18 protein-coding genes are annotated in these 21,228 nt (G+C 66.5%); 10 read left to right on the top strand and 8 right to left on the bottom strand.

The genetic code is table 11. The features are described 5' to 3' along the window. The first annotated feature begins 1,017 nt into the window (after positions 1 to 1,017). A complete protein-coding gene (locus NZ773_08525; protein MCS6801970.1) occupies positions 1,018 to 1,461 on the top strand; it encodes a DUF2269 family protein in 444 nt (147 codons plus the stop codon). 293 nt (positions 1,462 to 1,754) lie between these two features. Here NZ773_08525 and NZ773_08520 read toward each other — a convergent pair whose 3' ends face one another. After that, a complete protein-coding gene (locus tag NZ773_08520; protein MCS6801969.1) occupies positions 1,755 to 2,438 on the bottom strand; it encodes a rhomboid family intramembrane serine protease in 684 nt (227 codons plus the stop codon). A 284-nt stretch (positions 2,439 to 2,722) separates the two neighbouring features. Between NZ773_08520 and NZ773_08515 the strand changes: the two genes are divergently transcribed. Then, positions 2,723 to 3,334, top strand: a complete 612-nt coding sequence (locus NZ773_08515; GenBank protein ID MCS6801968.1) for a hypothetical protein — start codon at positions 2,723 to 2,725, stop codon at positions 3,332 to 3,334. Here the strand turns inward: NZ773_08515 and NZ773_08510 are convergent, their stop codons facing one another. Continuing rightward, positions 3,335 to 4,795, bottom strand: a complete 1,461-nt coding sequence (locus NZ773_08510) for an ABC transporter substrate-binding protein (protein MCS6801967.1) — start codon at positions 4,793 to 4,795, stop codon at positions 3,335 to 3,337. A gap of 375 nt (positions 4,796 to 5,170) precedes the next feature. On the opposite strand from NZ773_08510, the gene NZ773_08505 reads away from it, so the two are divergent. Then, positions 5,171 to 6,532: a glycine--tRNA ligase gene (locus tag NZ773_08505; GenBank protein MCS6801966.1), complete on the top strand. Its 1,362-nt coding sequence runs from the start codon at positions 5,171 to 5,173 to the stop codon at positions 6,530 to 6,532. After that, a complete protein-coding gene (locus tag NZ773_08500; protein ID MCS6801965.1) occupies positions 6,520 to 7,779 on the top strand; it encodes an exonuclease SbcCD subunit D in 1,260 nt (419 codons plus the stop codon). The genes NZ773_08505 and NZ773_08500 overlap by 13 nt, the downstream gene beginning before the upstream one ends. Before the next feature lie 63 nt (positions 7,780 to 7,842). Here the strand turns inward: NZ773_08500 and NZ773_08495 are convergent, their stop codons facing one another. The 4 genes from NZ773_08495 to NZ773_08480 form a co-directional block, all read right to left on the bottom strand. Then, positions 7,843 to 8,070: a hypothetical protein gene (locus NZ773_08495; GenBank protein MCS6801964.1), complete on the bottom strand. Its 228-nt coding sequence runs from the start codon at positions 8,068 to 8,070 to the stop codon at positions 7,843 to 7,845. A 97-nt stretch (positions 8,071 to 8,167) separates the two neighbouring features. After that, the gene (locus NZ773_08490) at positions 8,168 to 8,572 is read right to left on the bottom strand and encodes a hypothetical protein (GenBank protein MCS6801963.1); all 405 of its coding nucleotides are present in this window, start codon (positions 8,570 to 8,572) and stop codon (positions 8,168 to 8,170) included. 71 nt (positions 8,573 to 8,643) lie between these two features. After that, entirely contained in the window at positions 8,644 to 9,588 is a 945-nt protein-coding gene (locus tag NZ773_08485) for an LLM class flavin-dependent oxidoreductase (GenBank protein MCS6801962.1), read from the bottom strand. Then, positions 9,588 to 10,355 carry a DUF4437 domain-containing protein gene (locus tag NZ773_08480; GenBank protein MCS6801961.1) on the bottom strand — a complete coding sequence of 256 codons (768 nt, stop codon included), beginning with the start codon at positions 10,353 to 10,355 and terminating at the stop codon, positions 9,588 to 9,590. The genes NZ773_08485 and NZ773_08480 overlap by 1 nt, the downstream gene beginning before the upstream one ends. 84 nt (positions 10,356 to 10,439) lie before the next feature. Here NZ773_08480 and NZ773_08475 point away from each other — a divergent pair, with 84 nt between their 5' ends. Continuing rightward, positions 10,440 to 12,215, top strand: coding sequence for a hypothetical protein (locus tag NZ773_08475; GenBank protein ID MCS6801960.1), 1,776 nt, complete (start codon positions 10,440 to 10,442; stop codon positions 12,213 to 12,215). A 15-nt stretch (positions 12,216 to 12,230) separates the two neighbouring features. Here the strand turns inward: NZ773_08475 and NZ773_08470 are convergent, their stop codons facing one another. Beyond that, entirely contained in the window at positions 12,231 to 14,618 is a 2,388-nt protein-coding gene (locus tag NZ773_08470) for a CoA transferase (GenBank protein MCS6801959.1), read from the bottom strand. 183 nt (positions 14,619 to 14,801) lie between these two features. Between NZ773_08470 and NZ773_08465 the strand changes: the two genes are divergently transcribed. Beyond that, on the top strand, positions 14,802 to 15,872 hold the full coding sequence (locus tag NZ773_08465) for a class I SAM-dependent methyltransferase (protein ID MCS6801958.1): 1,071 nt from the start codon (positions 14,802 to 14,804) through the stop codon (positions 15,870 to 15,872). Between the two features lie 94 nt (positions 15,873 to 15,966). Here NZ773_08465 and NZ773_08460 read toward each other — a convergent pair whose 3' ends face one another. Next, on the bottom strand, positions 15,967 to 16,830 hold the full coding sequence (locus tag NZ773_08460) for a sulfurtransferase (protein MCS6801957.1): 864 nt from the start codon (positions 16,828 to 16,830) through the stop codon (positions 15,967 to 15,969). 41 nt (positions 16,831 to 16,871) lie between these two features. On the opposite strand from NZ773_08460, the gene miaA reads away from it, so the two are divergent. The 4 genes from miaA to hflX are packed head-to-tail and all read left to right on the top strand — an operon-like array spanning position 16,872 to position 21,184. Further along, complete coding sequence (miaA, locus tag NZ773_08455; protein ID MCS6801956.1) at positions 16,872 to 17,846, top strand: tRNA (adenosine(37)-N6)-dimethylallyltransferase MiaA; 975 nt, start codon at positions 16,872 to 16,874, stop codon at positions 17,844 to 17,846. Beyond that, positions 17,804 to 18,649, top strand: coding sequence for a diaminopimelate epimerase (dapF, locus tag NZ773_08450; GenBank protein ID MCS6801955.1), 846 nt, complete (start codon positions 17,804 to 17,806; stop codon positions 18,647 to 18,649). Before miaA ends, dapF begins: the two co-directional genes overlap by 43 nt. Before the next feature lie 42 nt (positions 18,650 to 18,691). After that, entirely contained in the window at positions 18,692 to 19,873 is a 1,182-nt protein-coding gene (locus NZ773_08445) for an LL-diaminopimelate aminotransferase (protein ID MCS6801954.1), read from the top strand. A gap of 21 nt (positions 19,874 to 19,894) precedes the next feature. Further along, positions 19,895 to 21,184 (top strand): GTPase HflX, encoded by a 1,290-nt coding sequence (hflX, locus tag NZ773_08440; GenBank protein MCS6801953.1) that lies wholly within the window; start codon positions 19,895 to 19,897, stop codon positions 21,182 to 21,184. Positions 21,185 to 21,228: the final 44 nt, after the last annotated feature.

Below are 21,228 nucleotides of genomic sequence, written 5' to 3'. Positions count from 1 at the left end.
GAGGAGGAAAACGGAGTACTGGCGGACCGATTCTCGGTTCGGATGGCGCGGACGAGCTTCCTGCATCTTCTCGCTGGCAGCAGCCTTGGCGGGCTGATGCTGGCGCATGCTGGTCTTGCGCTCCCTTGCGGCTGCCGCCGCTCGGAAGAGGGTACGCCCCTGGGCTCTTCGTCGGGTAGCTGCTCCAGTTTGCGCTTCGAGTTGCCTATTGGCTCCTTCCGCGGCGACGTTCGGCAGACAATCCGCTCTCCTACTCCGAGCCGGCCGCCTTTCTCGCCTACGCCCTTCTCAATGGCGGGCTGATCGTCCGGGTGGTTGTCGAGGCGGCGCTCGCGGTGAGACATGCTCCGCTCGGCGCCCTGCTCGTCGTCTCAGCGTTGTGCCAGACCGCTGCGGGCGCGATCGTTGTCGCGCCGCTGTGGCGCCGCGCTCGAGGCCGTTCGCCGAGCGAGGAGAGGGCAGCGCCGTCTTCTCCGGCGAGAATGCTGCGGCGCTCGCCCAGGCGGTACGTGTCTCCGGGCGGAGGGGGTGTCGCCGTTTCGCTGGTCACCTCCCCGACGAGGTCTGTCCTCCTTGCTCGCCGTACCTGCTCTCAACAAGCGGGCTTCGGCGCAGGAAGGGAGGGGGACGCGCGTTAGGGCGGCGAGCAGCAACTCTCGAGGGGGCGTACCGAGACGAACGCCGCCTCGTGTCGGGCGGCGGGAGCAGCTGGCCGCCGCGCCGGCGAGCGGGTCTGGGCGGTCATCTCTCTGGCCGGGAGCGGCCGCGCTTCGGGAGCGGTGCCGGGGCGGTTCCCGGGACAGGTCGGAGCGTCATCATCAGGCGATTGAGGGGGTGAAAGGCGAGGGCGAACTCCTGGGCGAGGGGCGGGCTCGTTAGGCGCGTTGGCTATCGCCGAGGCGGAGCGGCGTTACGCTCTTGGTACGATCGGGCGAGGGCGGCGGTGCGCGCGCCCTTCTGCAGCGGAGGGAGCCCGGCCTGCGCGCAGGACGCGAAGAACACGCTGGAGCGAAGCTGATGTACGAACTGTTCGTGTTCCTCCATATCGCTGGGGCGCTCTTGTTTGCGGCGGCGCACGGCGTGCCGGGAGCCGTCGCGCTGGCCATCCGCGATGAGCCGGACCCGCTCCAGCTGGCGCGGCTGCTCGAACTTGGCGCCGGCGCCCGGCCGGCGCAGTATGCTGGCCTCGCGCTCTTGCTCATCGGGGGCATTGCCGCTGGCTGGGCCGGCGGATGGTGGCAGACGGGATGGATCTGGCTCTCGCTTGCGCTCTTGGTGCTCTTGCTCGTCGGCGCGGTTCCGCTCGCCATCGTCTTTGCGCGGCTCCGGCGGGCAATCCGCACAGGGAGGCACGCTGACATTGAGCGCCTGCGCCGCTCGCCGCTCCCGCTCGTTGTCGCCGGCTATGAGACGGTCGGCTTTCTCGCGATTGTCTGGTTAATGGTCGCGAAGCCGTTCTAGCGCCCGAAACGCGTCCAGAGTTGCCGGCGGCGCTCTGTCGCCCGCGAGCCGCTTTGTCACTCGCGCCGTCTTCCACGGCATCCTTGCCCGCTCCTGCGACCAACTGCAAACGCAGCGCGGAGCATCTCCCTCGTTCCGCACTGCTGGGTCCACGTGGGGATGGCTGGTTCGAACGCCAAGGCTGCGGTATCCAGCAGCGGAAGAGCGCTGCCCGCCTCTTTGAGAGCGCTGAGGCGGCCGCGCTGCAGCAGTGGCGCCCGCGCGCGGAAGGCGGCCCCCTCGCCTGCGGCCGGTCAGAAGGGCGGGTAGGGGAGGGAGCGTCGCCGTCGGCCGCGGAACGGCATGCCAAGCACCATGCCAGCGACAAAACCGCCGACATGCGCCCAGAAGGCGACGCCCCCCGTGCTCAGCTGGCCGAACTCGCTCACTCCGCCCCACAGCTGAAGAAGGAACCAGAGCCCGAGCATAACGAGCGCCGGGATGGGGACAGTGCCGAGGAAGAGTGAGAACGGCCAGATGAACACCCGGACTAGGTTGGCGGGAAAGAGCACGAAGTAGGCGCCGAGGACACCCGAGATCGCGCCGCTCGCCCCGAGGTTCGGAATGGTGGATGTCGGGTCGGTCAAGTACTGGGTGAAGGTGGCGGCGAGGCCGCAGACAACATAGAAGACGAGGAACAGGAACGACCCGAGACGATGCTCGACGTTATCGCCGAAGACCCAAAGAAAGAGGAGATTTCCCAAAAGATGGCCGAGGCTCGCGTGAAGAAACATTGCGGTGAAGAGCGTGATAAGCACCTCGCTTGGGGCCCGCCCGAGAAGGAAGAGGGTGAGTTCGGCAGGAATGAAGCTGAACGCATAGGTAAACGGCGTGCCGAACAGCAGCTGAAGGAAGAACGCCGCAAGGTTCAACCCGATCAAGGTCAGCGTAACGACTGCGGGGCCGTGATGCTCGTTCTCGTCGCCGACCGGGATCATGCCTCGCCTCGCGGCAGGTCTTCGTCCCGCCCGCGCCTGATGACGAGCGCTGCGGCCGGAGAGGCCGCTGTAAACCGCAGACCGTGCCCCTTCCGCGCCTCGCGCTCGTCCGGGGAGAGGAGAACCGGAAGAGGGATGCGCATCTCAAACCTCCAACTCCCAGTCTACTCGGTTCGCGCTTCCGCGTGCTGTGGATGGTGGAGAAGACCGCGTCGGGCGGCAACGGTCGCGGCCGGAACGCGCTGGCTTGACGAGAGCGCAGGAGCGGGCTAGAATTCGAACAAATGTTCATATCTGAGGGCGCAGGGGAGGGCGCGATGAAGAAGGAGTACATTATCGAGCGGCAGGGGAAAACCTTCGTTCTCTACGCTGGGCTGCTTGACGAAGCGCACCAGCGAGGTCTGCGCAGCATCCGCACGGAGCTCCTCCAAGCGCCGCGTGAGGAGAACGGACAGACGGCGATCGTGCGGGCGACGGTCGAGCTTGATACGGGGACCTACTCCGGCATCGGAGATGCTGCCCCAAACAACGTCGCGGCGCCGATGCGCACCTGTCTTGTTCGGATGGCGGAGACCCGCGCCAAAGCGCGCGCGCTGCGCGACGCGATTAACGTAGCGACGGTCGCGTTTGAGGAGCTGCCGCCCGAGGATGCTGAGCCGCTCGCGGAAGAGATCCCGCCGACGCCGCTGCGCGGCCGCGCCCGCTCCGACGATGAGAGGCAGCGGGCGACGCCGGCGCAGGTGAAAGCGATCTACGTCATCGGCCGCAACGAGCATCGCTTGAGCGAGAGCGAGGTCGACGAGCGGATCCGCGCGCTCTACGGCCGGCCGCCGGCAGAGATGACGAAGCGGCAAGCGTCCGAGGCGATTGACCGCCTGAAGGCGGGCACGCTCTGATTATTTCCCCGTCTTCGAGTACCACTCCCACTCGCGATACCAGAAACCGAGGCTGGTCACCGGGTTCGTCACGATCCGGTTGTTCACCCCGTACAGCAGTTCGATCTCCCAGAGGAAAATGTAGGGCACTTCGGCGGCAATGCGGCGCTGAATCTCATGGTAGATCGGCGCGCGGTCGGCGATCTTGCACCCGGGAACAGAAGCTGCGCGGGCGAACAGTTCGTCGACCACCGGGTCAGCGAAGCCGGTGGCATTGTCGCTGCTCTTCCACGCATTGAAGCGGCTGTGCGGCTCAATCGGCGAGATCCACGTATTCACCCACATTTCGAGGTCGCGAGTGCGGTTTGTCCGATTGAGCAGCGTGCTCAGCTCTTCGCCGATCACCTGCAGGTCGACGCCGATCTGGCGCAGCGCTGCCTGGGTGATGACCGCAACCTGTTCGGCATCGCGGTTGCTGACGTTGTAGAAGAGGCGGAGCTTCAGTTCGCGGCCGTCTTTCTGGCGGATGCCGCTCGGGTTGCCCGGCGGGGTGCGCCACCCTGCCTCGTCGAGGAGGCGGCGGGCGCGCTCCGGGTCATAGTCGATGCCCTGCAGCGTCGGGTCGTGCGCCCACGAGCTCGGGCCGTAGATCGAGTTAATCAGCCGGGCGCGCCCGAGGCGAATGCGCTCAATCATCTCCTGACGCGGCACTGCGGCCGCGAACGCTTGGCGGACCCGGAGGTCGCTGACCAGCGGGCTGCGGAGGTTGAAGCCGATGTAGACCCAGCTCGATCCGGCGGGATAGAAGCTGATCGTGGTAACGTGGGGAAGCCGCTTCGCCTCTTCCCATTCGTCAGGACGCAAGCTGACTTGGTCGACCTCTCCGTTCTTAAGCAGAGAGAAGGCGACGGCGCTCGTTCGTACGATCCGGATGGTGTAGGTGTCGAGATAGGGCCGCCCGAGATAGAACTTCTCATTCGCAACAAACGTCGCATGGCTGTCGCGCACCCACTCGCGCAGCAGCCACGGCCCCGAACCGACTGTCGGGCGCAGGTTTTCGGGGTTATCGTTGATGTTGAGATGCTCGAAAATATGCTTCGGGATCGGATTGATGTTGGTGTATTCGATTGCGGGGCAGAACGGCTCGCGGAAGGTGAACTCGATCGTTCGCGGGTCGGGCGCTCGCGCGCCGGCGATGAAGGCGAGGTTTGCTCGAAACGGATAGTCCACAGCGGGGTCGAGCATCTTTTCGAAGGTGAAGAGATAATCAGCCGACGTAATCGGCGTGCCATCGCTCCACTGCAGGTTCGGCTTCAGTCGATAGCGAATGATCAGGCCGTCTGGCGACAGTTCGAACGACTCGGCAGCGCCATCCTTGGTGTCCCACTCGAGCGTCTCCGGGTTCATGCGCAGCAAGGGAGCGTTGTACACCATCTCCGCGTAGCCGCGCGAATAACTGTCGGAGGCCAAGAGGGGGTTCATCGTTGAGCCGTCGGAAGGATTCACGCGGACAAAGCTGCCGCCACGGGGAGGAGGTGAACTTTCTGGAGAGCGCCCCCCGCCGGTTTGAGGGAGAAGGCAGCCAGCAAGGGCAACGGCTGCCGCGGCAACGATGAGGAAAAAAGAGTGCTTTCGAGCCGAAGGCATTACGCCTCCTCGCGATGGAGAGTGCCTGACGGTGGACCGGCCGCAGCCTGCACTGCGCTGCGAGCCCTGCACCGGAACTGTAGCGGGTGCGGCCTAGCCGGGTCTACCTTTTCGCCTCGGCCGAAGTATTCTCGAGCGCTGCGGGCAGTTCGGCTGCACGGAGAGCAGGTATACTTCGCGGTGACCCACCCGCCGACTGATGAGGAGAACATGATCCCGCGCGTATCCACGACGCCGCTTGATATCGACAAATTTGTTTCGCTCTGTAAGCGCCGCGGGTTTGTCTTCCAGAGTAGCGAGATTTACGGCGGCCTAGGTGGCGTCTGGGATTTCGGGCCGCTCGGCGCCGAGCTGAAGCGCAACTATAAGGAAGCGTGGTGGCGCGCCGTCATCCAGGAGCGCGACGACGTGGTCGGCCTCGACTCCGCCATTCTGATGCATCCGCGCGTCTGGGAAGCGAGCGGTCACGTTGAGAATTTCACCGACCCGCTTGTCGATTGCCTCAAGTGCCGCCAGCGGTTCCGCGCTGACCAGCTCGATGAGCGGGTCTGTCCCCAGCCTCCCTGCCCGAACCAGTTCACCGAAGCGCGCAACTTCAACTTGATGTTCGAGACGACGATCGGCCCGATCCAGGAGAGCGGCTATAAGGTCTATCTTCGGCCTGAGACAGCGCAAGGGATCTTCGTCAACTTCGAAAATGTGCGCAGCGCGATGCGGCGCAAATTACCCTTCGGCATCGGTCAGTACGGCAAGGCGTTCCGCAACGAGATTACGATCGGCAAGTCGTTCTTTCGGGTGCGCGAGTTTGAGCAGATGGAGGTTGAGTATTTCGTCAAGCCGGGCACCGACGAAGAGTGGCACCGCCGCTGGATCGAAGATCGCCTTGCCTGGTACTACTCGATCGGGATCCGCCGCGAAAATCTCCGCGTTCGCGCTCACGAACCGAATGAGCTCTCCCACTATTCCAAAGCGACAAGCGACATCGAATATCGCTTTCCCGATGGCTGGCTCTCAAAAGGATGGGGTGAGATCGAGGGGATCGCGAATCGGACAGACTACGACCTGCGCCGTCATAGCGAGTTCAGCGGGAAGAACCTCACCTATTTCGATGAGGAGACGAACGAGCATTACTTCCCCTACGTCATCGAACCGTCAGCTGGGGTGGACCGTGGCGTGCTCGTGGCTCTAGTGGATGCCTACGATGAAGAGCCTGACAAAGAAGGGGTCCGCGTTGTGCTGCGGCTTCATCCGGTGCTGGCGCCGGTCAAAGTTGCCGTCTTGCCCTTGAGCAGAAAGGAGCCGCTGACCGACATCGCGCGGCGCATTCGGCGGGATCTCGCCCGCCATTGGACGGTCCAGTATGACGACACGCAGGCGATCGGCCGCCGCTATCGGCGCCAGGACGAGATCGGGACGCCGTTCTGCGTCACCGTCGACTTCGAGACCGTAAACGACCAGGCGGTGACCATTCGCGACCGCGATACGATGGCGCAAATCCGCGTCCCGATCGCCGAGCTTGTCCCGACCCTCGAAGGACTTCTGGCAGAGAAGGCGGCAGCATGCGCCGGCTAGAGGTCCTGCATTTTTCCGATGTCCATCTTGGGCTCGAAAACTACAGCCGGATAGATACTGACACCGGGCTTCCTAGCCGTCTTGTCGATTGCCTGAGAGCGCTCGACGAAGTCGTCAACACGGCGCTGGAGGAGCAGGTCGATCTTGTGCTCTTCACTGGCGATATGTATAAGAGCCGCGACCCCAGCCCAACGCATCAGCGCGAGCTGGCCAAGCGGATCGCTCGGCTCTGTCGCGAGGGCGTGCCCCTGTTCATGCTGGTGGGCAATCATGATCTCCCCAATTCGCCCGTGCGCGCCCATTCCATCGAAGTGTTCGAGGCGCTGCCGCTCACGAGCGTCTATGTCGCGGGCCGCCCCACCCTGCTCCGGATTGAAACAAAGGCCGGCCCGGTGCAGGTCCTCGCCCTGCCGTGGGCGCCGCGCAGCCGTCTCCTCCGGCAGGACGAGGCGAGGAACCTTACTCTTGACGAACTGAACCAGCGCCTAGTGCAGAAACTGACGGAGTTCGTTCGGCTCCGGGTGGCCGACCTCGATCCGCGCCTCCCCTCGATCCTCGCCATCCATGCTCAGGTCTACGGCGCGACCTTCGGCTCCGAACGCGCAACGACCCTCGGCCACGACTACATCCTTTCCCTCGGCGATCTCTGCCTCACCCATTTTGACTATGTTGCGCTCGGGCATATCCATAAGATGCAGCAGGTGCACGACCATCCCCCGGCGATCTACCCCGGGTCGCTCCAGCGCGCCGACTTCAGCGAGGAGGGCGAGGAGAAGGGGTTCCTCCGCCTCAGCTTCGAGCCTCACTCGGCGGGCGACCGTCCCTATACCGTGCGCTGGCGGTTCGTGCCGAGCGCGGCCGCGCGCCGGTTTTTCACCCTCAGCGTCGACGCCTCGCAGGCCGATGATCCGACCCGCCTCGTGCTCAAGCAGATCGAGCAGCACGCTGACCAGATCCAAGAAGCCGTGGTGCGCGTCCGCGTGCGGTTGTCGAGTGAGAACGAGCGCCAGTTTCGCGTCGCCGATGTCCGTCGCGCGCTCCGCGAGGCGCACTATGTCGCCGCGATCGCCCGCATCGTCGAGTCCGCGCCGGCACACGCTCTGCCCGACGTGCTCGCCGAGCAGCTCGCCCCCCTCGAGGCGCTGGAACTGTATCTCAAGGCACGAGGAGTGGAAGAAGCGCGGCGGAACGTGCTGCTGGAGTATGCGGCGCGGCTGATTGCCGGCATCAACCAGCCGGCGTTCTAGGCCGCTCCGCTCGGGCCGGACGCTCGCCCTCGGCGAAGAAGCGCCTCCGGAGCACGATCGCGGCTATTGCGTGCGGTAGGCGGAGTCGAGATGGAAGTAGACCCCAAGGGGGATCTGGAGCCCCGCGATCGACGGCGGGTGGACGTGGAACTGATGGACGAGCACGGTATAAATGACCGTGACGGCGTCGCGCTCGAGGCGGACAGCCTGTCGATACAGCTCTGCCCGGCGCGCTGGGTCGCGCTCGCCGAGGGCCGGGTCGAGTGTGCAGGAGCGCAAGGTCGAGCTCACCGGAGCGGAGCCCGTTGATCGTTTGGGCGTTGTCCGCGATGACGCCTGAAGGTGCGCCTGCCGCGGTGCCGACGTCACGCGCGCGGCGCGACCTGCTCTAGGCGTGTGCCGGTGGTGAGGGCGCAGGGCTGAAGCGTTCAGCAAGGCGGCGGGCAAGGGACCGGATGCGCGCTCGCCGCTGCCAAGCGCGCGCTCGCCGCTCGCGCTCGAGCTGGACGAGCGCCGCCACGTCGGCAGCGGAGACAAGCCCGGCGTCCCACGCGGTGACAAAACGGTTGCGGTCGTGAGCCTGCCAGAAGAAGCGCCGCGCGCCGCTCCGTCCCAGCACGCCATCGGCGCAGGAGAGCGGACACCCGGCGTCCGCAGCGGACCAGACGCCCCGGACCAGCCGAGCGTCGCGCGCGGCTCGTTCCAGCGCCCCGAGGCCGTGGTCGCTAAACGAGCGCAGCAGGCGCGCAAATGCGCTCAGCGCTTCCAGCCGAAGCCGTGCTATGCTTCTCATCGTTCCCCCATTTCCCTTCTTTGCTGCTCACTCTACTCCGCGGAACGTGCGGTGTAAAGTATTCGCAGCTGCTATCGGGCGGCAGCGTGCTGGCGGATGAGGGGCGCAACCTCGGTCATGAACTGTTCGAGGCACTCGGCTTGGCGGTCGGTCTCCCAGAAAGCGGTGATGAAGTCGCGCACGCCGCCAGCGACGAGGGGGGCCACCCGCTCGGCAATCTGCTCCGGCGTGCCAACGAGAATGCGATGGCGCAAGTACGGCTGCCCTGTGCGCGCCTCACACACCCGCTCATGGCGGCGTTTGGCGGCTGCCTCGTCTCGGTCGACGATGACGGAGAGGCGGGCGACCATGCGGATCTCGGCAGGATCGCGTCCGACTTCCTCGCAAGCGCGCAGCAGTTCTTCGCGGCCGGCGAGAAAACCCTCGATATCGTCGGGGCTGTTCCACAGGTCGGCGTGGCGGGCGACAACGCGCAGGGCGCGCGGTCGGGTCGCGCCGATCATGAGCGGCGGGATCGGGGTCGGCTTCGGCTCGTTCAGCGCGTTGGCGATTCGAAAAAACCGCCCTCTGTAGCTCGGCCGCCGCTCCGTCCACATCAGCCGGATGATTTCGACTGCCTCCTGGAGCATCCGCACGCGGTCGCCGGGCGAGGGAAAGTCGTAGCCGTATTCGTCGAACTCAGACCGGACATGCCCAGCGCCGAGGCCGAGAATGAGCCGTCCGTTGCTCGCAAGCTGCAGGGTCGACGCCATCTTGGCGAGCAGCGCCGGATTCCGAAAGGGCACGCAGAGGACCAAGCTTCCGAGCAGGATCGACGTCGTGTCGCGGGCAAGCGCCGAGAGGACGGTCCAGCACTCGAGACAGGTCGCTTCGCCGGTGACATCTTCTAGGGAGACGTGGTCGCGTGCCCAGACCGCTTCGTAGCCAAGCCGCTCGGCAAGCCGGGCATGGTCGCGCACCGCTTCGTAGTTCGGCAGCCCCATTTCGAGGCGCGTCCCGAATCGGACCGCGTTCATCACACTTCTTCCGGAAAGGCGTAGTCGCCGGAAACAGGCTCGTAGTCGGTGTGGAACGGCCCGCCCGCCCGCGTGATGATGAGACAGCCGGGCCGCGAGCGCATCGGTCCATGAACGGCCCCCGGCGGGTGATGGAGATAGGCGCCGGGCGTCATCACGCCGACGCTCGTCTCGATCTCGCCTTCGAGGACGTAGTTCTCCTCGCTGAAGGTGTGCTTCTCCGTCAACGGGCTGATCCAATGCGGCAGCAGCGCGATGACCCAGAAGCCGTCGCCCATCACGGGGTCGCGTCGGAGCGTCTTGCGGCCTGCTCCGGCAGGGAAGTTGGGCGTCTGGGGCCGCTCGTACGGCATCGTTCGGAGATTGAGCGGGCCAATCGCTCGCGTCAGGTCAGCTTGGGGGCTGTCCGCCGCTGCCGGGTGGAAGGCTGCGGCGGCGCGTCGAAATTGAAGCAGGCGCGCTCCTCCCTCACTCCGGACACCGCGCCGCAGCTGGCCGGCAGGGATGAAGAGATAGCTGTACTTCGTTAGGCGCTCGCCGTTCAGCGTGAGGTCGCCGCCGAGAAGAAACAGTTCGTCATCGACGTCGAGCCACCCATCGTCCGTCATGCGCCAGCCGGCCGGAAGCTCGACGAGCAGCGTCTGCTCTCCCGTTTCCTCGTCTTCGCTGAGACGCCGATAGCGGTGAGGCTGATTGGCGCTCGGCGAGCGCTCTTGCTGCCACGGCAGCGAGTCAACGTGGATGAAATCGATCAGCGGGCGGGTCATCGTGCCTCCGAGAGGAGGCTACCGACGGCGGCACGCGCTGTCAACAGGCGACGAGCGGGAGCGGGGAACGGCATAATCCCGCCAATGGGTCGCGTTCGCCCGTTCCCGGCTTTGCAGCCGCCTCCTCCGGCAGAGAGCAGCCTCGTGGGGAAGGCAGGACGCTGGCTCGCCGCGCTTGGCGCGGTCGGGTTCTTGCTGCTGATCCTCGCGGGCGAGCAGGATCCGACGGTGCTTATCGGCGGGGCGCTCGTGGCGACGTTCCTTGCTGCGGCACCGACCGGTCAGCGCGGAGCGATCGCCCCCCTCGACCTGCTGCTTGCGGCGCTGGTTGTCGGCGCTCTCGCCTATCGGCATGAGGCGCTCCTCCGCCTCGGCGCCGGCGGCGTGCCCAGTTGGACCGACACGCTGGTGGCGGCTGTGTTCCTGCTTGCGCTTGCTGAAGCGGGGCGGCGCGCGGCAGGCTGGCCGGCGCTGCTTGGCGTGGTCGGCTGGACCGCCGCCTTGGCCTTCCGCGACCGCTTGCCCGAGCCGCTGCGCGCTGCCCCGCTCGATCTTGTCGCTGAGGCATCCGCGCTGTTCTACGGCGCGGGCGGGCTTTTCGCCTCGTCGTTCGCTCTGCTCAGCGAGTGGGTCGCGCCCATCGTCCTCTTTGCCGGCAGCATGGTGGGGGCGCGGCTTGTTCCACGCTTGGCTGCCCTCCTTCGTCCCTACGGCGCCGCGCCGGCGGCGACGGCGCTCAGCGCGCCGTTCCTCGTCGCGCCGGACGGCCGTGCCGGCGCGGGTGCCCTTCCGACCCTGTACGCGCTGCTTCCGCTCACCCCGCCTGCGCTTGGGCTCGGCGCGCTGCTCGCAGGGCAGGCGCTCGGCGGGGTCGGAGAGATCGCGTGGCGCCTCGTGCCGCCGGCAGCGCTCGCTCTCCTGATCGTCGTCGGGCGGCGGCGCGCCGATCGCTGGCGCTGGGTTTGGCCGCCGCCGCTCCCGGCCCTTCCGCCGCTCGCGCCGGCCACGCTCGGGATAGCGATGGTCCTTGCCGCGCCGGCCGCGCTGCTCGGCCTGCTCGCTCTGCTTTCCCCCGCGGTCAGTTTCGGAACAGCGGCGGCGATTGCTGCCGGCGGCGCGCTGATCGCCCGGCCGCGGTGGGCGACTGTGCGCGACCTGCTCGCCGGCCTCGGCTGGGCGGCTCGGCACGTGCCGCTTGCGGGCGCGCTTCTGCTCTTCCTCGCTCTGGTCGAGCGGCTGAACGAGGTGAGCGGGCTGCTGGCTGCGCTTGGCCAGCGCTGGTTCAGCGTTGCGCCCATGATGGAAGCGCTGCTCTTCAGCCTCCTCGCGCTGATAGCGGGACTGCTGTTCCTGCCGGCAGCGGCGGTCGGCGTTGTCATTCTCATCAGCTGGGGTGCGCTCCCCGACCCGCCGGGCGCAATCGTGGCGGCGCTCTTCTGGATTGGCGGAGCGAGTGTCCTCGCCGGACGATGGAAAGCGCGCGCCCTCTTCGGCCGCATTGTCTGGGCGATACCGCTGCTGCTCGCAGCGCTTGTGGCGACGCGTGCGGCATTTCTCGAGCGGGGGCCCGATGCCGCCCTGATCCTCGTCGTCGAAGGCGCGGCGGCGCTGGCGGTCGGCCTCGCGCTTGGAACCCGCGCGCCGCTCGGCGCTGCCAGCCGCTTCCTGCTCCTCCTCCTCGGCGTCTTCCTCTTCATCCCCCGCGTAGAGCTCGGCGCACTTCTCGTTGCGGTCGCGCTCGCCGTCCTCATCGTCAGAGCGGCCCGGCGGCGCTCGGGAGCGGCTGAGGACCGCCAGCGGGGGAGCGGCAGGATGGTCAGCCGGCTCCGCTTGCCTCGTCTTCCCCGACGGCCGGCATAGTGTCCGCCGCCTCTCCTACTCGACTGCGCCGGCGATGTAGAGCTGGGCGACCCGCTCCTCGTCGAGCGCCAGCAGTTCGGTCAGGACCCAGTCGTTATCCTCGCCGAGGAGCGGCGGCGGCGCGCCGATCCGCCCCGGAGTCCGCGACAGGCGGAAGTGCGGCGAGATAACCGTCACGGGTCCCGCCTCTTCATGGTCGAGGAGAGTGAAAGCGCCTCGCGCCGCAAGGTGCTCGTCGCGCTCGACGAGATCTTGGCCGGTCTGGGCGACGCCGGCAGGGACCCCCGCTGCCTGCAGGCGCTCCATCAGCGCAAACGGCTCCTGGGAGACCGTCCAATCCCGGATGAGGGCGTCGAGCAGGTCTTCGTTTGCCTTGCGGTCGGCGAGGGTACGGAAGCGCGGATCATCGAGCAGAGCGGGATCGATCTGAGCGGCAAGCGCGCGCCATTCTGCGTCGCTGGGGCAGGCGATGGCGATCCAGCGGTCGTCGCCGGCAGCGGGATAGACGCCATGGGGCGCCATCTGGGGATGGCGGTTGTTCGGCTGCCCCGGAACGCGATGGTTCACCGTGTATTCGAGCAGCGCCGGCCCGAGCCAAGCGACCGTCGATTCGGTCTGAGAGAGGTCGATCACCTGTCCGCGGCCTGTCCGTTCGCGGTAGTACAGCGCTGCGAGGATGGAGAAGAGGGCGTGGTGGGCGTTTGAACTGTAGTCGGGATGGGCGGTGCACGTTCCGACCGGCGGGTCGCCCGCGAAGCCGGTGATCGAGTTCAGCCCGGCGACTGCCATGATCGAGTTGCCCAGCCCGACGTAGTTCGAGAGCGGTCCTGTCCGCCCGTGCACCGAGCAGCGGACGATGATCAGGTCTGGCCGGAGGCGGAAAAGCTCCTCGGCGCTCATGCCCCACTTCGGCAGAGGGTCGACGCCGAAGTTGTCGATCACAATATCCGATTGGGCGATGATCTCCCTGACCAGCTGCTGCGCCTCGGGCACGGTCATGTTGACGGCGAGCGACCGCTTGTCAGTGTTGACATTGAGGAACAGCCAGTTCGTATTCAGCGTATCGGCGCGCGGCGAGCGGGGCACCGGGGTGTTGCGCTGGCCTTCGGGCCGAGAGCGTCCTTCGGCTTTGATCACCTCGGCGCCGAATGAGGCAAGCAGCTTGCAGGTGAGGGGAACGACGACGTTGGTGCCGAAGTCGACGATGCGGATGCCGCTCAAGGGGAGCCGGCCGAACGCATCGGGAGGGCTGGGGCGAACGGGCTCGTCGACAGGAGGTTCCCGCCAGTCTCCAGCCCCCTCGCCGGGAGCAGGGGCGGGGCCGCCAAGCCGCCACGGGGTGACAGAGAGCCGATAGGGAGCGCCGGCGCTCGTGACGGGCCCCTCGGGGGTCGGCAGGTCGACAAAGAAGTCGCGCGCGTTCAGCTGGATATCCTGCCGCACTTCGGCCATGGTGCGAATGGGACCGAAGACGATCCGCGCCCGCTGTCCCTCGGCGTACGCTTGCTCCTTGGGCAGCCGGTTGAGCATCTCTTGGAGCACGGGTTCGAATTCGTCGAAGTGAGCGCGCCGGTAGTCGTTGTCGTACCATTCTGGAGAACGGAACCGGCGTGTCTCGACGCCGTGCGTCTCCATCCAGTCGAGCAGGTCATCCCAGCGGCCGCCGATATGGGCGGCAACCCAGCCGTCGGCGGTCGACCAGATCATCTTCGGGCCGCCAAAGCTGCGCGTTCCAAGGCGCCTGCGCACCTGACCGAGAAAGGTCCAGAAGCCGATCGCATTCTCGGTCGCGACGAGGGTTGCTTCCTGCAGCGAGACGTCAACGCGCTGCCCTTCGCCAGTTTTGATCCGGGCGAGGAGCGCGAGCATCACCCCGACCGCTAACGCATTCGCTCCGAGCAGGTAGGACTGCTCCCCTCCCGGCCACGATGGCGGACGGTCGGGCATGCCGCCGAGATAGAGCAGCCCCCCAAGCGCCGAGGCAATAAGGTCGGTTGCTTTCCAGTGGCGTCGCGGGCCCGTCAACCCGAAGGGGGTGAGGCTGCCCCAAATCAGCCGCCGGTTTCGGCGCGCGACCGCTTCTTCCGTGAAGCCCGCAGCCTCTAGGACCCACGGGTCGGTATCGAGGAGCACGTCGGCCGTTTCGACGAGCTGCCACAGCCGCTGGCGGCCGGCTGGGGTGGTGAGGTCGATGATCTCCGATCGCTTTGAGGTGTTGTGATACCACCAGTGGAGCGACCGCTCGCCCGAGAGCGGCGCGTAGGTGCGGCCAGGATCCCCGCCGGGCGGCTCGACTTTCAGAACATCCGCCCCAAGCTCGGCGAACAACTTTCCCGCATAGCTCCCCGCTGGTCCTGTCAGGTCGAGCACGCGGAGCCGCGCGAGCGCTCGTTCCTCATCCATCCTTCTCTCCTGCTGCAGCGCTGTGCCGCCGCCTCATTGTAGCGACCCGCTTCTGCCGGCGCAGGCCTGATCCGGGTGAAGATCATCCAGTTCGCGCTCGAAATGTTCCGATGTGTTCAATTGACCGGCGAAGACAAGGGATCGTACAGTCTCCGGGGGGACGGCGAGACGTCGGAGGGACAAATGATCGACCGGGGCTTTCTCGGAACAACTCCTCTCAGCGCAGAACGAGACGATGATGCGTATCTCGATTTTGCGGAGGGGCTGCGGGTCTTCAACCTCGCAAAGCTCGATCCAGTTGCGCGGCAGAAAGGGCAGGAGGCGCTCGCCGAGGCGGAACGTCTTGCCGGCCGGAAATTCGAGGATATTCTCGAAGTCAAGGCGATCTTGGATCGATTGCCGATCATGGCGGTCCGGTCGCGCTTCCATCGGTCGGACCAAGAAATGATGTGGTCTGGCGCGCTCGAGGCGCTCCGCAAGCGGGAGCCGCAGTTGCTGCGCGAACTAGAGATCGCCGATCGTTCGGGGCCGGGAACAGTCGAATACGACCCGAACTTCCCCTATCCCGACTATTTCTCGCGGGTGGAATTTCACATCCAGCCCGGCGGCTACTTCGCTGACCCGCTGACGGGTTACCTCTATCATGTCGCAACCCGAGTGTTCTATACGGGCAAAAACAACAACGACGGCATCCACCGTGAGATCGTTGAGGCGGTGCCCGTTCCGGCGGACGGGCGCGTGGAGCGCGTTCTCGATCTTGCGTGTGGGGTCGGCCAAGCCACGACCGCCTTCAAGGAACGGTTTCCGCAGGCGGAGGTGTGGGGAATCGATTTGGGCGCGCCCATGGTGCGCTATGCCCACAAGCGGGCGGTCGACCTTGGGATCGAGGTCCATTTCGCCCAGCGGCTTGCCGAACGGACCGGCTTCCCCGACAATCATTTCGATATTGTTCTCGTCTACCTGCTCTTCCACGAAATTCCGTGGGAGATCTCGAAGCAGGTTGTTGCTGAGGTCCACCGCATCCTGCGTCCGGGCGGGGTCTTCGCGGTGTTCGATTTCCCCTCGAATCAGCCGAAGCCGACCTCGCTTATCAGCCGCTACTTCCGTGAGTTCGACAACCGCGACAACGGCGAGCCCTACGCTCAGGAGTTCGTCGAATCCGACTTCCACGGCGAGCTGCGCCGCTATTTCCGGCAGGTGATCGAGAGCTACAAGCCCGAGTTCTGGATCCCGAACCGGGTCGCCGTCAAGTAAGCAGCGCTTCGCTCTGCTGCGGGCGCGCGCCTCCGAGCGGCAGAGAGGGCGCGCCCACGCCTTGGAGAGGAGCGCGCCGGCCGGACCGGCGCGCTCAGCCCACCTCCACCGGGAGCGATTCGTCAGCCATCCACTCGGTGAGGGAGCCGTCGTAGACTGCGACATTGTCATGCCCGAGGAGCGTCAGGACGAAGGCGTCCATTGTCGCCGCGATCCCGCCGCCGCAGTAGAGGATCACCCGCTCCCGCGACAGCGCGCCGACGGCGTCAAACAGCGCCTTCAGTTCCTCGGGGGGGCGGAGCAGGCAAGTTTCGGGGTCGACCAGGCTCATCGCCGGCACATTGACGCTGTTCGGGATGCGTCCGCGCCGGGCATACGTCCCGGTCTCCCCTCGATGCACTTCGGGAGCGAGGGCGTTGATCGTGCAGACAGCGCCATCCTCGATTGCGGCGAGCACCTCACGCTTGCCGGCAACGAGCTCTGGCCGCAGGCGGGGAGTGAAGACGGCCGGCGACGGCGGGACTGTTCCCGTCTCGACCGGATGTCCGCCGGCGAGCCACGCGCGATAGCCGCCGTTCAGGACTGCCACGTTGTCGTGCCCGAAAGCGCGGAACATCCACCATAAGCGTGTCGCCCACGTGCCGTGAGCGCGGTCATAGCAGATCACGCGGTGGCGGTTGCTCACCCCGAGACGGCCGACCTCGCGGGCGAACTGCTCGGGCGAGGGCAACATGAAGGGCAGCGGGTTGGAAGTGTCGGAGAGCGCTTCGATGAGGTCGGCGAATTGGGCGCCTGGAATATGGCCTGTCTCAAACTCGGAGCGCCCGCTGATCCGGATCATCTGGTCGCCTTCGCGGCGCAGGTGCACCGTCGATTCGAGAATGCGTACCGCCGGGTCATTCAGGTGATCGCGCAGCCAGGCGCAGTCGACCAGATACTCGGGGTGTGCCAGCTCCATCGTTCCTCCTTGCCTCCCGATTATGGCGCACAATTGCGTATGTGAGTGCCGTTCTTTCCCCCCCGCAGATCCCGCTTGTGGCCATTGTCGGGCCGACGGCAACCGGCAAGTCGGCGCTTGCGGTTGCGCTGGCAGAACAGGTGGACGGAGAGATTGTCAACGCCGACAGCCGCCAGGTCTACCGCGGGATGGAAATCGGGACTGCGGCGCCCCCTGCCGAGCTGCGACGGCGCGTCCCCCATCATTTGTATACCTACCGCGACCCGTCGGAGCCGTTTTCGCTGGCAGAATATTTGGCGGCGGCCCGCGCGACGATCGCCGGCATCGCCGCGCGCCGGCGGCGGCCTATCCTCGTCGGCGGGAGCGGGCTGTATGTTCGCGCTGTGATCCAGGGGCTGGCGCCGCCGCCGGTGCCGCCTGACCCTGCCCTGCGCTCTCAACTCGAGGAGGTCGCGCGCCGCGACCCCGCCCTCCTGGTGCGCGAGCTCGCAGAGCGGGACCCTGCGGCAGCGGCGAAAATCGATCCTCGGAATCTGCGCCGCGTGATCCGCGCGATCGAAGTGATCCGCAAGACGGGCCGGCCGTTCTCCGAACAGGGCCGGGTGCAGCCCCCGCCCTACCAGACCGCCGTGATCGGCTTGACCCTCGAGCGGTCGGCGCTGTATGCGCGGGTCGATGCGCGCGTTGAGGCGATGCTCGCCGCCGGCTGGCTGGACGAAGTGCGGCGGCTCCGTGACGCCGGACTGACCCCCGCTGCCCCCGCGATGAGCAGCCACGGCTACCGTGAGCTGCTGGCAGTAGTAGCGGGGACGCTCAGCCTCGAGGAGGCGAAAGAGCGGATCAAGCGGGCAACCCATCGTCTCGTGCGGCAGCAGTATACTTGGTTCCGATTGGACGACCCGGCGATCACATGGTTCGCGGCTGACCGCCCCGACCTCGTCGATGCGGTCGTCGCTCATCTGCGGAGGAGTTGGTGCGCTTTGCCAAGATGCACGGCATCGGAAACGACTTCGTAATGGTCGATGCCCGCGCGGTCGATGCCGATTGGCCTGCCTTGGCGAAGGCAATCTGCGACCGTCACTACGGCGTCGGTGCTGACGGCCTGATCCTCGTCCTGCCGTCGGAGCGGGCGGATCTGCGGATGCGCATCTTCAACCCCGACGGCTCCGAAGCCGAGATGTGCGGCAACGGCATTCGCTGCTACACCAAGTTTGTTTTGGAAGAAGGGCTGGTGCCGCCGCGCGATGAGCTCACGGTGGAAACCGGCGCCGGCGTGCTGACGGTCATGGCGCATCGCCGCGACGGCGTGGTCGAAGCGGTGTCGGTCGACATGGGCCCGCCGCGGCTCGATCCCGCCGAGATCCCGGTCGACACGACGCGTCTTGCCGATGCCCGCGTTGTCGACTACCCCCTCGTCGTCGACGGCGAGACCCTCCCGGTCACCTGTGTCTCGATGGGCAATCCGCACGCTGTCACCTTCGTTGAACAGGATCTCTCGGCTGTTCCCCTCGAGACGCTCGGACCAAAAGTGGAGCGGCACCCCTTTTTCCCGCAGCGGGTGAACTTCGAGGTGGCGCGGGTGCGCGACCGCCGCCGCCTCGATGTCCGCGTGTGGGAGCGCGGCGCAGGGCTGACGCTCGCCTGCGGGACCGGGGCGTGCGCGGCTGTCGTGGCGGCGCGCCTCCACGGCCTAGTCGACGAAGAGGTCGACGTCCGACTTCCGGGCGGCGCGCTCGTTATTCGGTGGGACGGAGGCTCCGTGCAGATGCGCGGTCCAGCAGCGTTCGTCTTCCGCGGGGAGTGGCCGCTCGACCGCTGAGCTATTCTTCCGGCGCCTCACAGCACAGCAGAGAGGATAAGGATGCGATTTGCCCAGCGCATTGAGAAGCTGCCGCCGTACCTCTTCGTCGAGGTCACCCGCAAGATCAACCGCATGCGCGCCGAGGGCCGCGATGTGATCAGCCTCGGCATCGGCGACCCCGACATCCCCACTCCAGACTACATCATTGACCGCCTTGTGGAGGCGGCACGCGTGCCGGCCAATCATCGCTACCCGGAGAGCGACGGGCTCCCGCAGCTGCGCGAGGCGATCGCAGGATGGTATGAGCGCCGCTTCGGGGTGAGGCTCGACCCGAACAAGGAAGTGCTGCCGCTGATCGGCTCCAAAGAGGGGATCGGCCATATCGCGCTCTGTTTTATCGATCCCGGGGACCTCGCCCTCGTGACCGACCCCGGCTATCCGGTCTATTCGGTCGGCACGATGTTCGCCGGCGGCGAGACCTACTGGCTGCCCTTGACGGAGGAGCGCGGCTGGAAGCCCGACCTCGATGCCATTCCGGAGGAGGTGGCGCGGAAGGCAAAGGTGCTCTGGATCAACTACCCGAATAATCCGACCGGCGCGGTTGCTGAGCTCGACTTCTTCGAGCGCTGCGTTCACTTTGCCAAGAAATACGATGTCGCCGTCCTCCATGACGCGCCGTATACCGAGGTCGCCTACGACGGCTACCGGCCCCACAGCTTCCTCGAGGTGCCCGGTGCTCGCGACGTCGGCGTCGAGTTTCATTCGCTGTCGAAAACCTACAACATGACCGGCTGGCGCGTCGGCATGGCGGTCGGCAACGCGCGGATCATCGATGCGCTGCTGCGGGTCAAGTCGAACCTCGACAGCGGCATTCCCCAAGCCATTCAGGAGATGGCGATCGCGGCGCTGAACGGGCCGATGGATGCGGTCTTCCGCAACAACGCCATCCTCCAGTATCGTCGCGACCTGGTCTGCGAGGTGCTGAACAAGATTGGGCTGCGGGCGCCGAAGCCGAAGGCGAGCCTCTACGTCTGGGCGGCGTTGCCGGCAGGCGTGAAGTCGATCGATTTTTCCGCTCGCCTCGTCGAGGAAACGGCGGTCTTCGTCACGCCGGGGATCGGCTACGGACCGAGCGGCGAAGGCTATGTCCGGATCTCGCTGACCGCTCCGACCGAGCGGATCGAGGAAGCGATGCGGCGCCTCGCCGCTTGGAAGCCGGAGGAGGCGCTCGCGGCGTCATAAGCGAGAGTAAGGAGGGAACCTATCGCGCGCACTGTCCATCCTGTTGAGCCGCCGCGCGAGCGCGCCCTGCTGATTGCCGTTGAGACGGAGAAGCCGACGCTCTTCAGCGTCGAGGACTCGCTGGAAGAGTTGGCGCAGCTCGCTGCCACCGCCGGGGCGGAGGTCGTGGATGCGGTGTTCCAGCGCCGCCATCGGCCGGATGCGGCGACCTATCTCGGCGCCGGAAAAGTCGAGGAGGTGAAGGCGCGCTGCGAGGAGACGGGCGCGACAGTGGCCATTTTCGACGATGAGCTGTCGCCGACCCAGCAGCGCAATCTGGAGAAGGCGCTCGGCATCAAGGTGATAGACCGGACCGCCCTCATCCTCGACATCTTCGCCCGCCGCGCCCGCACGCGCGAAGGCCGGCTTCAAGTCGAGCTCGCGCAGACCGAGTACCTTTTGCCGCGCCTGGCGGGCCAGTGGTCTCACCTCGAACGGCTGGGCGGCGGCATCGGCACCCGCGGGCCCGGCGAGACCCAGATTGAGACCGACCGGCGCCTTGCGCGCGACCGCATCGCGCACCTGAAGCGCGAACTCGAGGAGGTGCGCCGGCATCGTCAGCTGTATCGCCAAAATCGCCGCCGGCACGGCATTCCCGTCGTGGCGATCGTCGGCTATACCAACGCCGGCAAGAGCACCCTACTCAACGCCCTCACCGACGCCGGCGTGCTGGCCGAAGACAAGCTGTTTGCCACTCTTGACCCGACGACGCGGCAGGTGACGCTGCCCGGCCAGCAGACGGTGCTCTTCTCTGACACAGTCGGCTTCATCCAGAAACTGCCGGCGACCCTCGTCGCGGCTTTCCGCGCCACCCTTGAAGAACTGGAAGACGCTGATGTCCTCCTGCATGTGCTCGATATCTCTCACCCCAACGCGGAGCAGCATCGGGCGACTGTTGAGCAAGTGCTGCGTGAGCTCGGGGTCGACCGCACGCCGACCGTTCTTGTGCTCAACAAAGTCGATCTGCTCTACCCCGACGCCGGCGAAGGCGCGCTCCGTCTCGCCGAGCGGGAGTATGGCGGTCCTGGCGTCGTCCCGATTGCGGCGGCGCGGGGATGGGGGCTCGACCGCTTGCTTGCGGCAGTACAGCAGGCGCTCGTCGCGGGCTGGCAGCGAGTGCGCGTTACGATTCCCTATGGGCAGGAAGGCATTGTCAGCCAGGTCCGGCAGCGCGGTCGAGTCGACCGTGAAGACTACACCGACCGCGGCATCTGCCTCGAAGCGCGGGTTCCCCCGGACCTCGCGGGCGCCCTCGCGCCGTTCGCGGCGTAGCGCTCTTCGCCGAGCTCGACTTCGCTATCGAGGCTGCTGCACTG

The sequence above is a fragment of the Dehalococcoidia bacterium genome (assembly GCA_025054935.1).
In the GTDB taxonomy this organism is placed as follows: Bacteria; Chloroflexota; Dehalococcoidia; order SpSt-223; family SpSt-223; genus JANWZD01.
Note: the sequence above shows the minus strand (reverse complement) of the source record. Positions and strands in the feature narration are given on the sequence as shown.

Coding starts and splice junctions, on each gene's coding strand:
- NZ773_08475 (MCS6801960.1), top strand. CDS start 10,440: ATGGGTCGCGTTCGCCCGTTCCCGGCTTTGCAGCCGCCTCCTCCGGCA.
- NZ773_08520 (MCS6801969.1), bottom strand. CDS start 2,438: ATGATCCCGGTCGGCGACGAGAACGAGCATCACGGCCCCGCAGTCGTT.
- NZ773_08460 (MCS6801957.1), bottom strand. CDS start 16,830: ATGGAGCTGGCACACCCCGAGTATCTGGTCGACTGCGCCTGGCTGCGC.
- NZ773_08515 (MCS6801968.1), top strand. CDS start 2,723: ATGTTCATATCTGAGGGCGCAGGGGAGGGCGCGATGAAGAAGGAGTAC.
- NZ773_08480 (MCS6801961.1), bottom strand. CDS start 10,355: ATGACCCGCCCGCTGATCGATTTCATCCACGTTGACTCGCTGCCGTGG.
- NZ773_08485 (MCS6801962.1), bottom strand. CDS start 9,588: ATGAACGCGGTCCGATTCGGGACGCGCCTCGAAATGGGGCTGCCGAAC.
- NZ773_08505 (MCS6801966.1), top strand. CDS start 5,171: ATGATCCCGCGCGTATCCACGACGCCGCTTGATATCGACAAATTTGTT.
- NZ773_08470 (MCS6801959.1), bottom strand. CDS start 14,618: ATGGATGAGGAACGAGCGCTCGCGCGGCTCCGCGTGCTCGACCTGACA.
- NZ773_08465 (MCS6801958.1), top strand. CDS start 14,802: ATGATCGACCGGGGCTTTCTCGGAACAACTCCTCTCAGCGCAGAACGA.
- NZ773_08500 (MCS6801965.1), top strand. CDS start 6,520: ATGCGCCGGCTAGAGGTCCTGCATTTTTCCGATGTCCATCTTGGGCTC.
- NZ773_08445 (MCS6801954.1), top strand. CDS start 18,692: ATGCGATTTGCCCAGCGCATTGAGAAGCTGCCGCCGTACCTCTTCGTC.
- NZ773_08490 (MCS6801963.1), bottom strand. CDS start 8,572: ATGAGAAGCATAGCACGGCTTCGGCTGGAAGCGCTGAGCGCATTTGCG.
- NZ773_08510 (MCS6801967.1), bottom strand. CDS start 4,795: ATGAACCCCCTCTTGGCCTCCGACAGTTATTCGCGCGGCTACGCGGAG.
- NZ773_08525 (MCS6801970.1), top strand. CDS start 1,018: ATGTACGAACTGTTCGTGTTCCTCCATATCGCTGGGGCGCTCTTGTTT.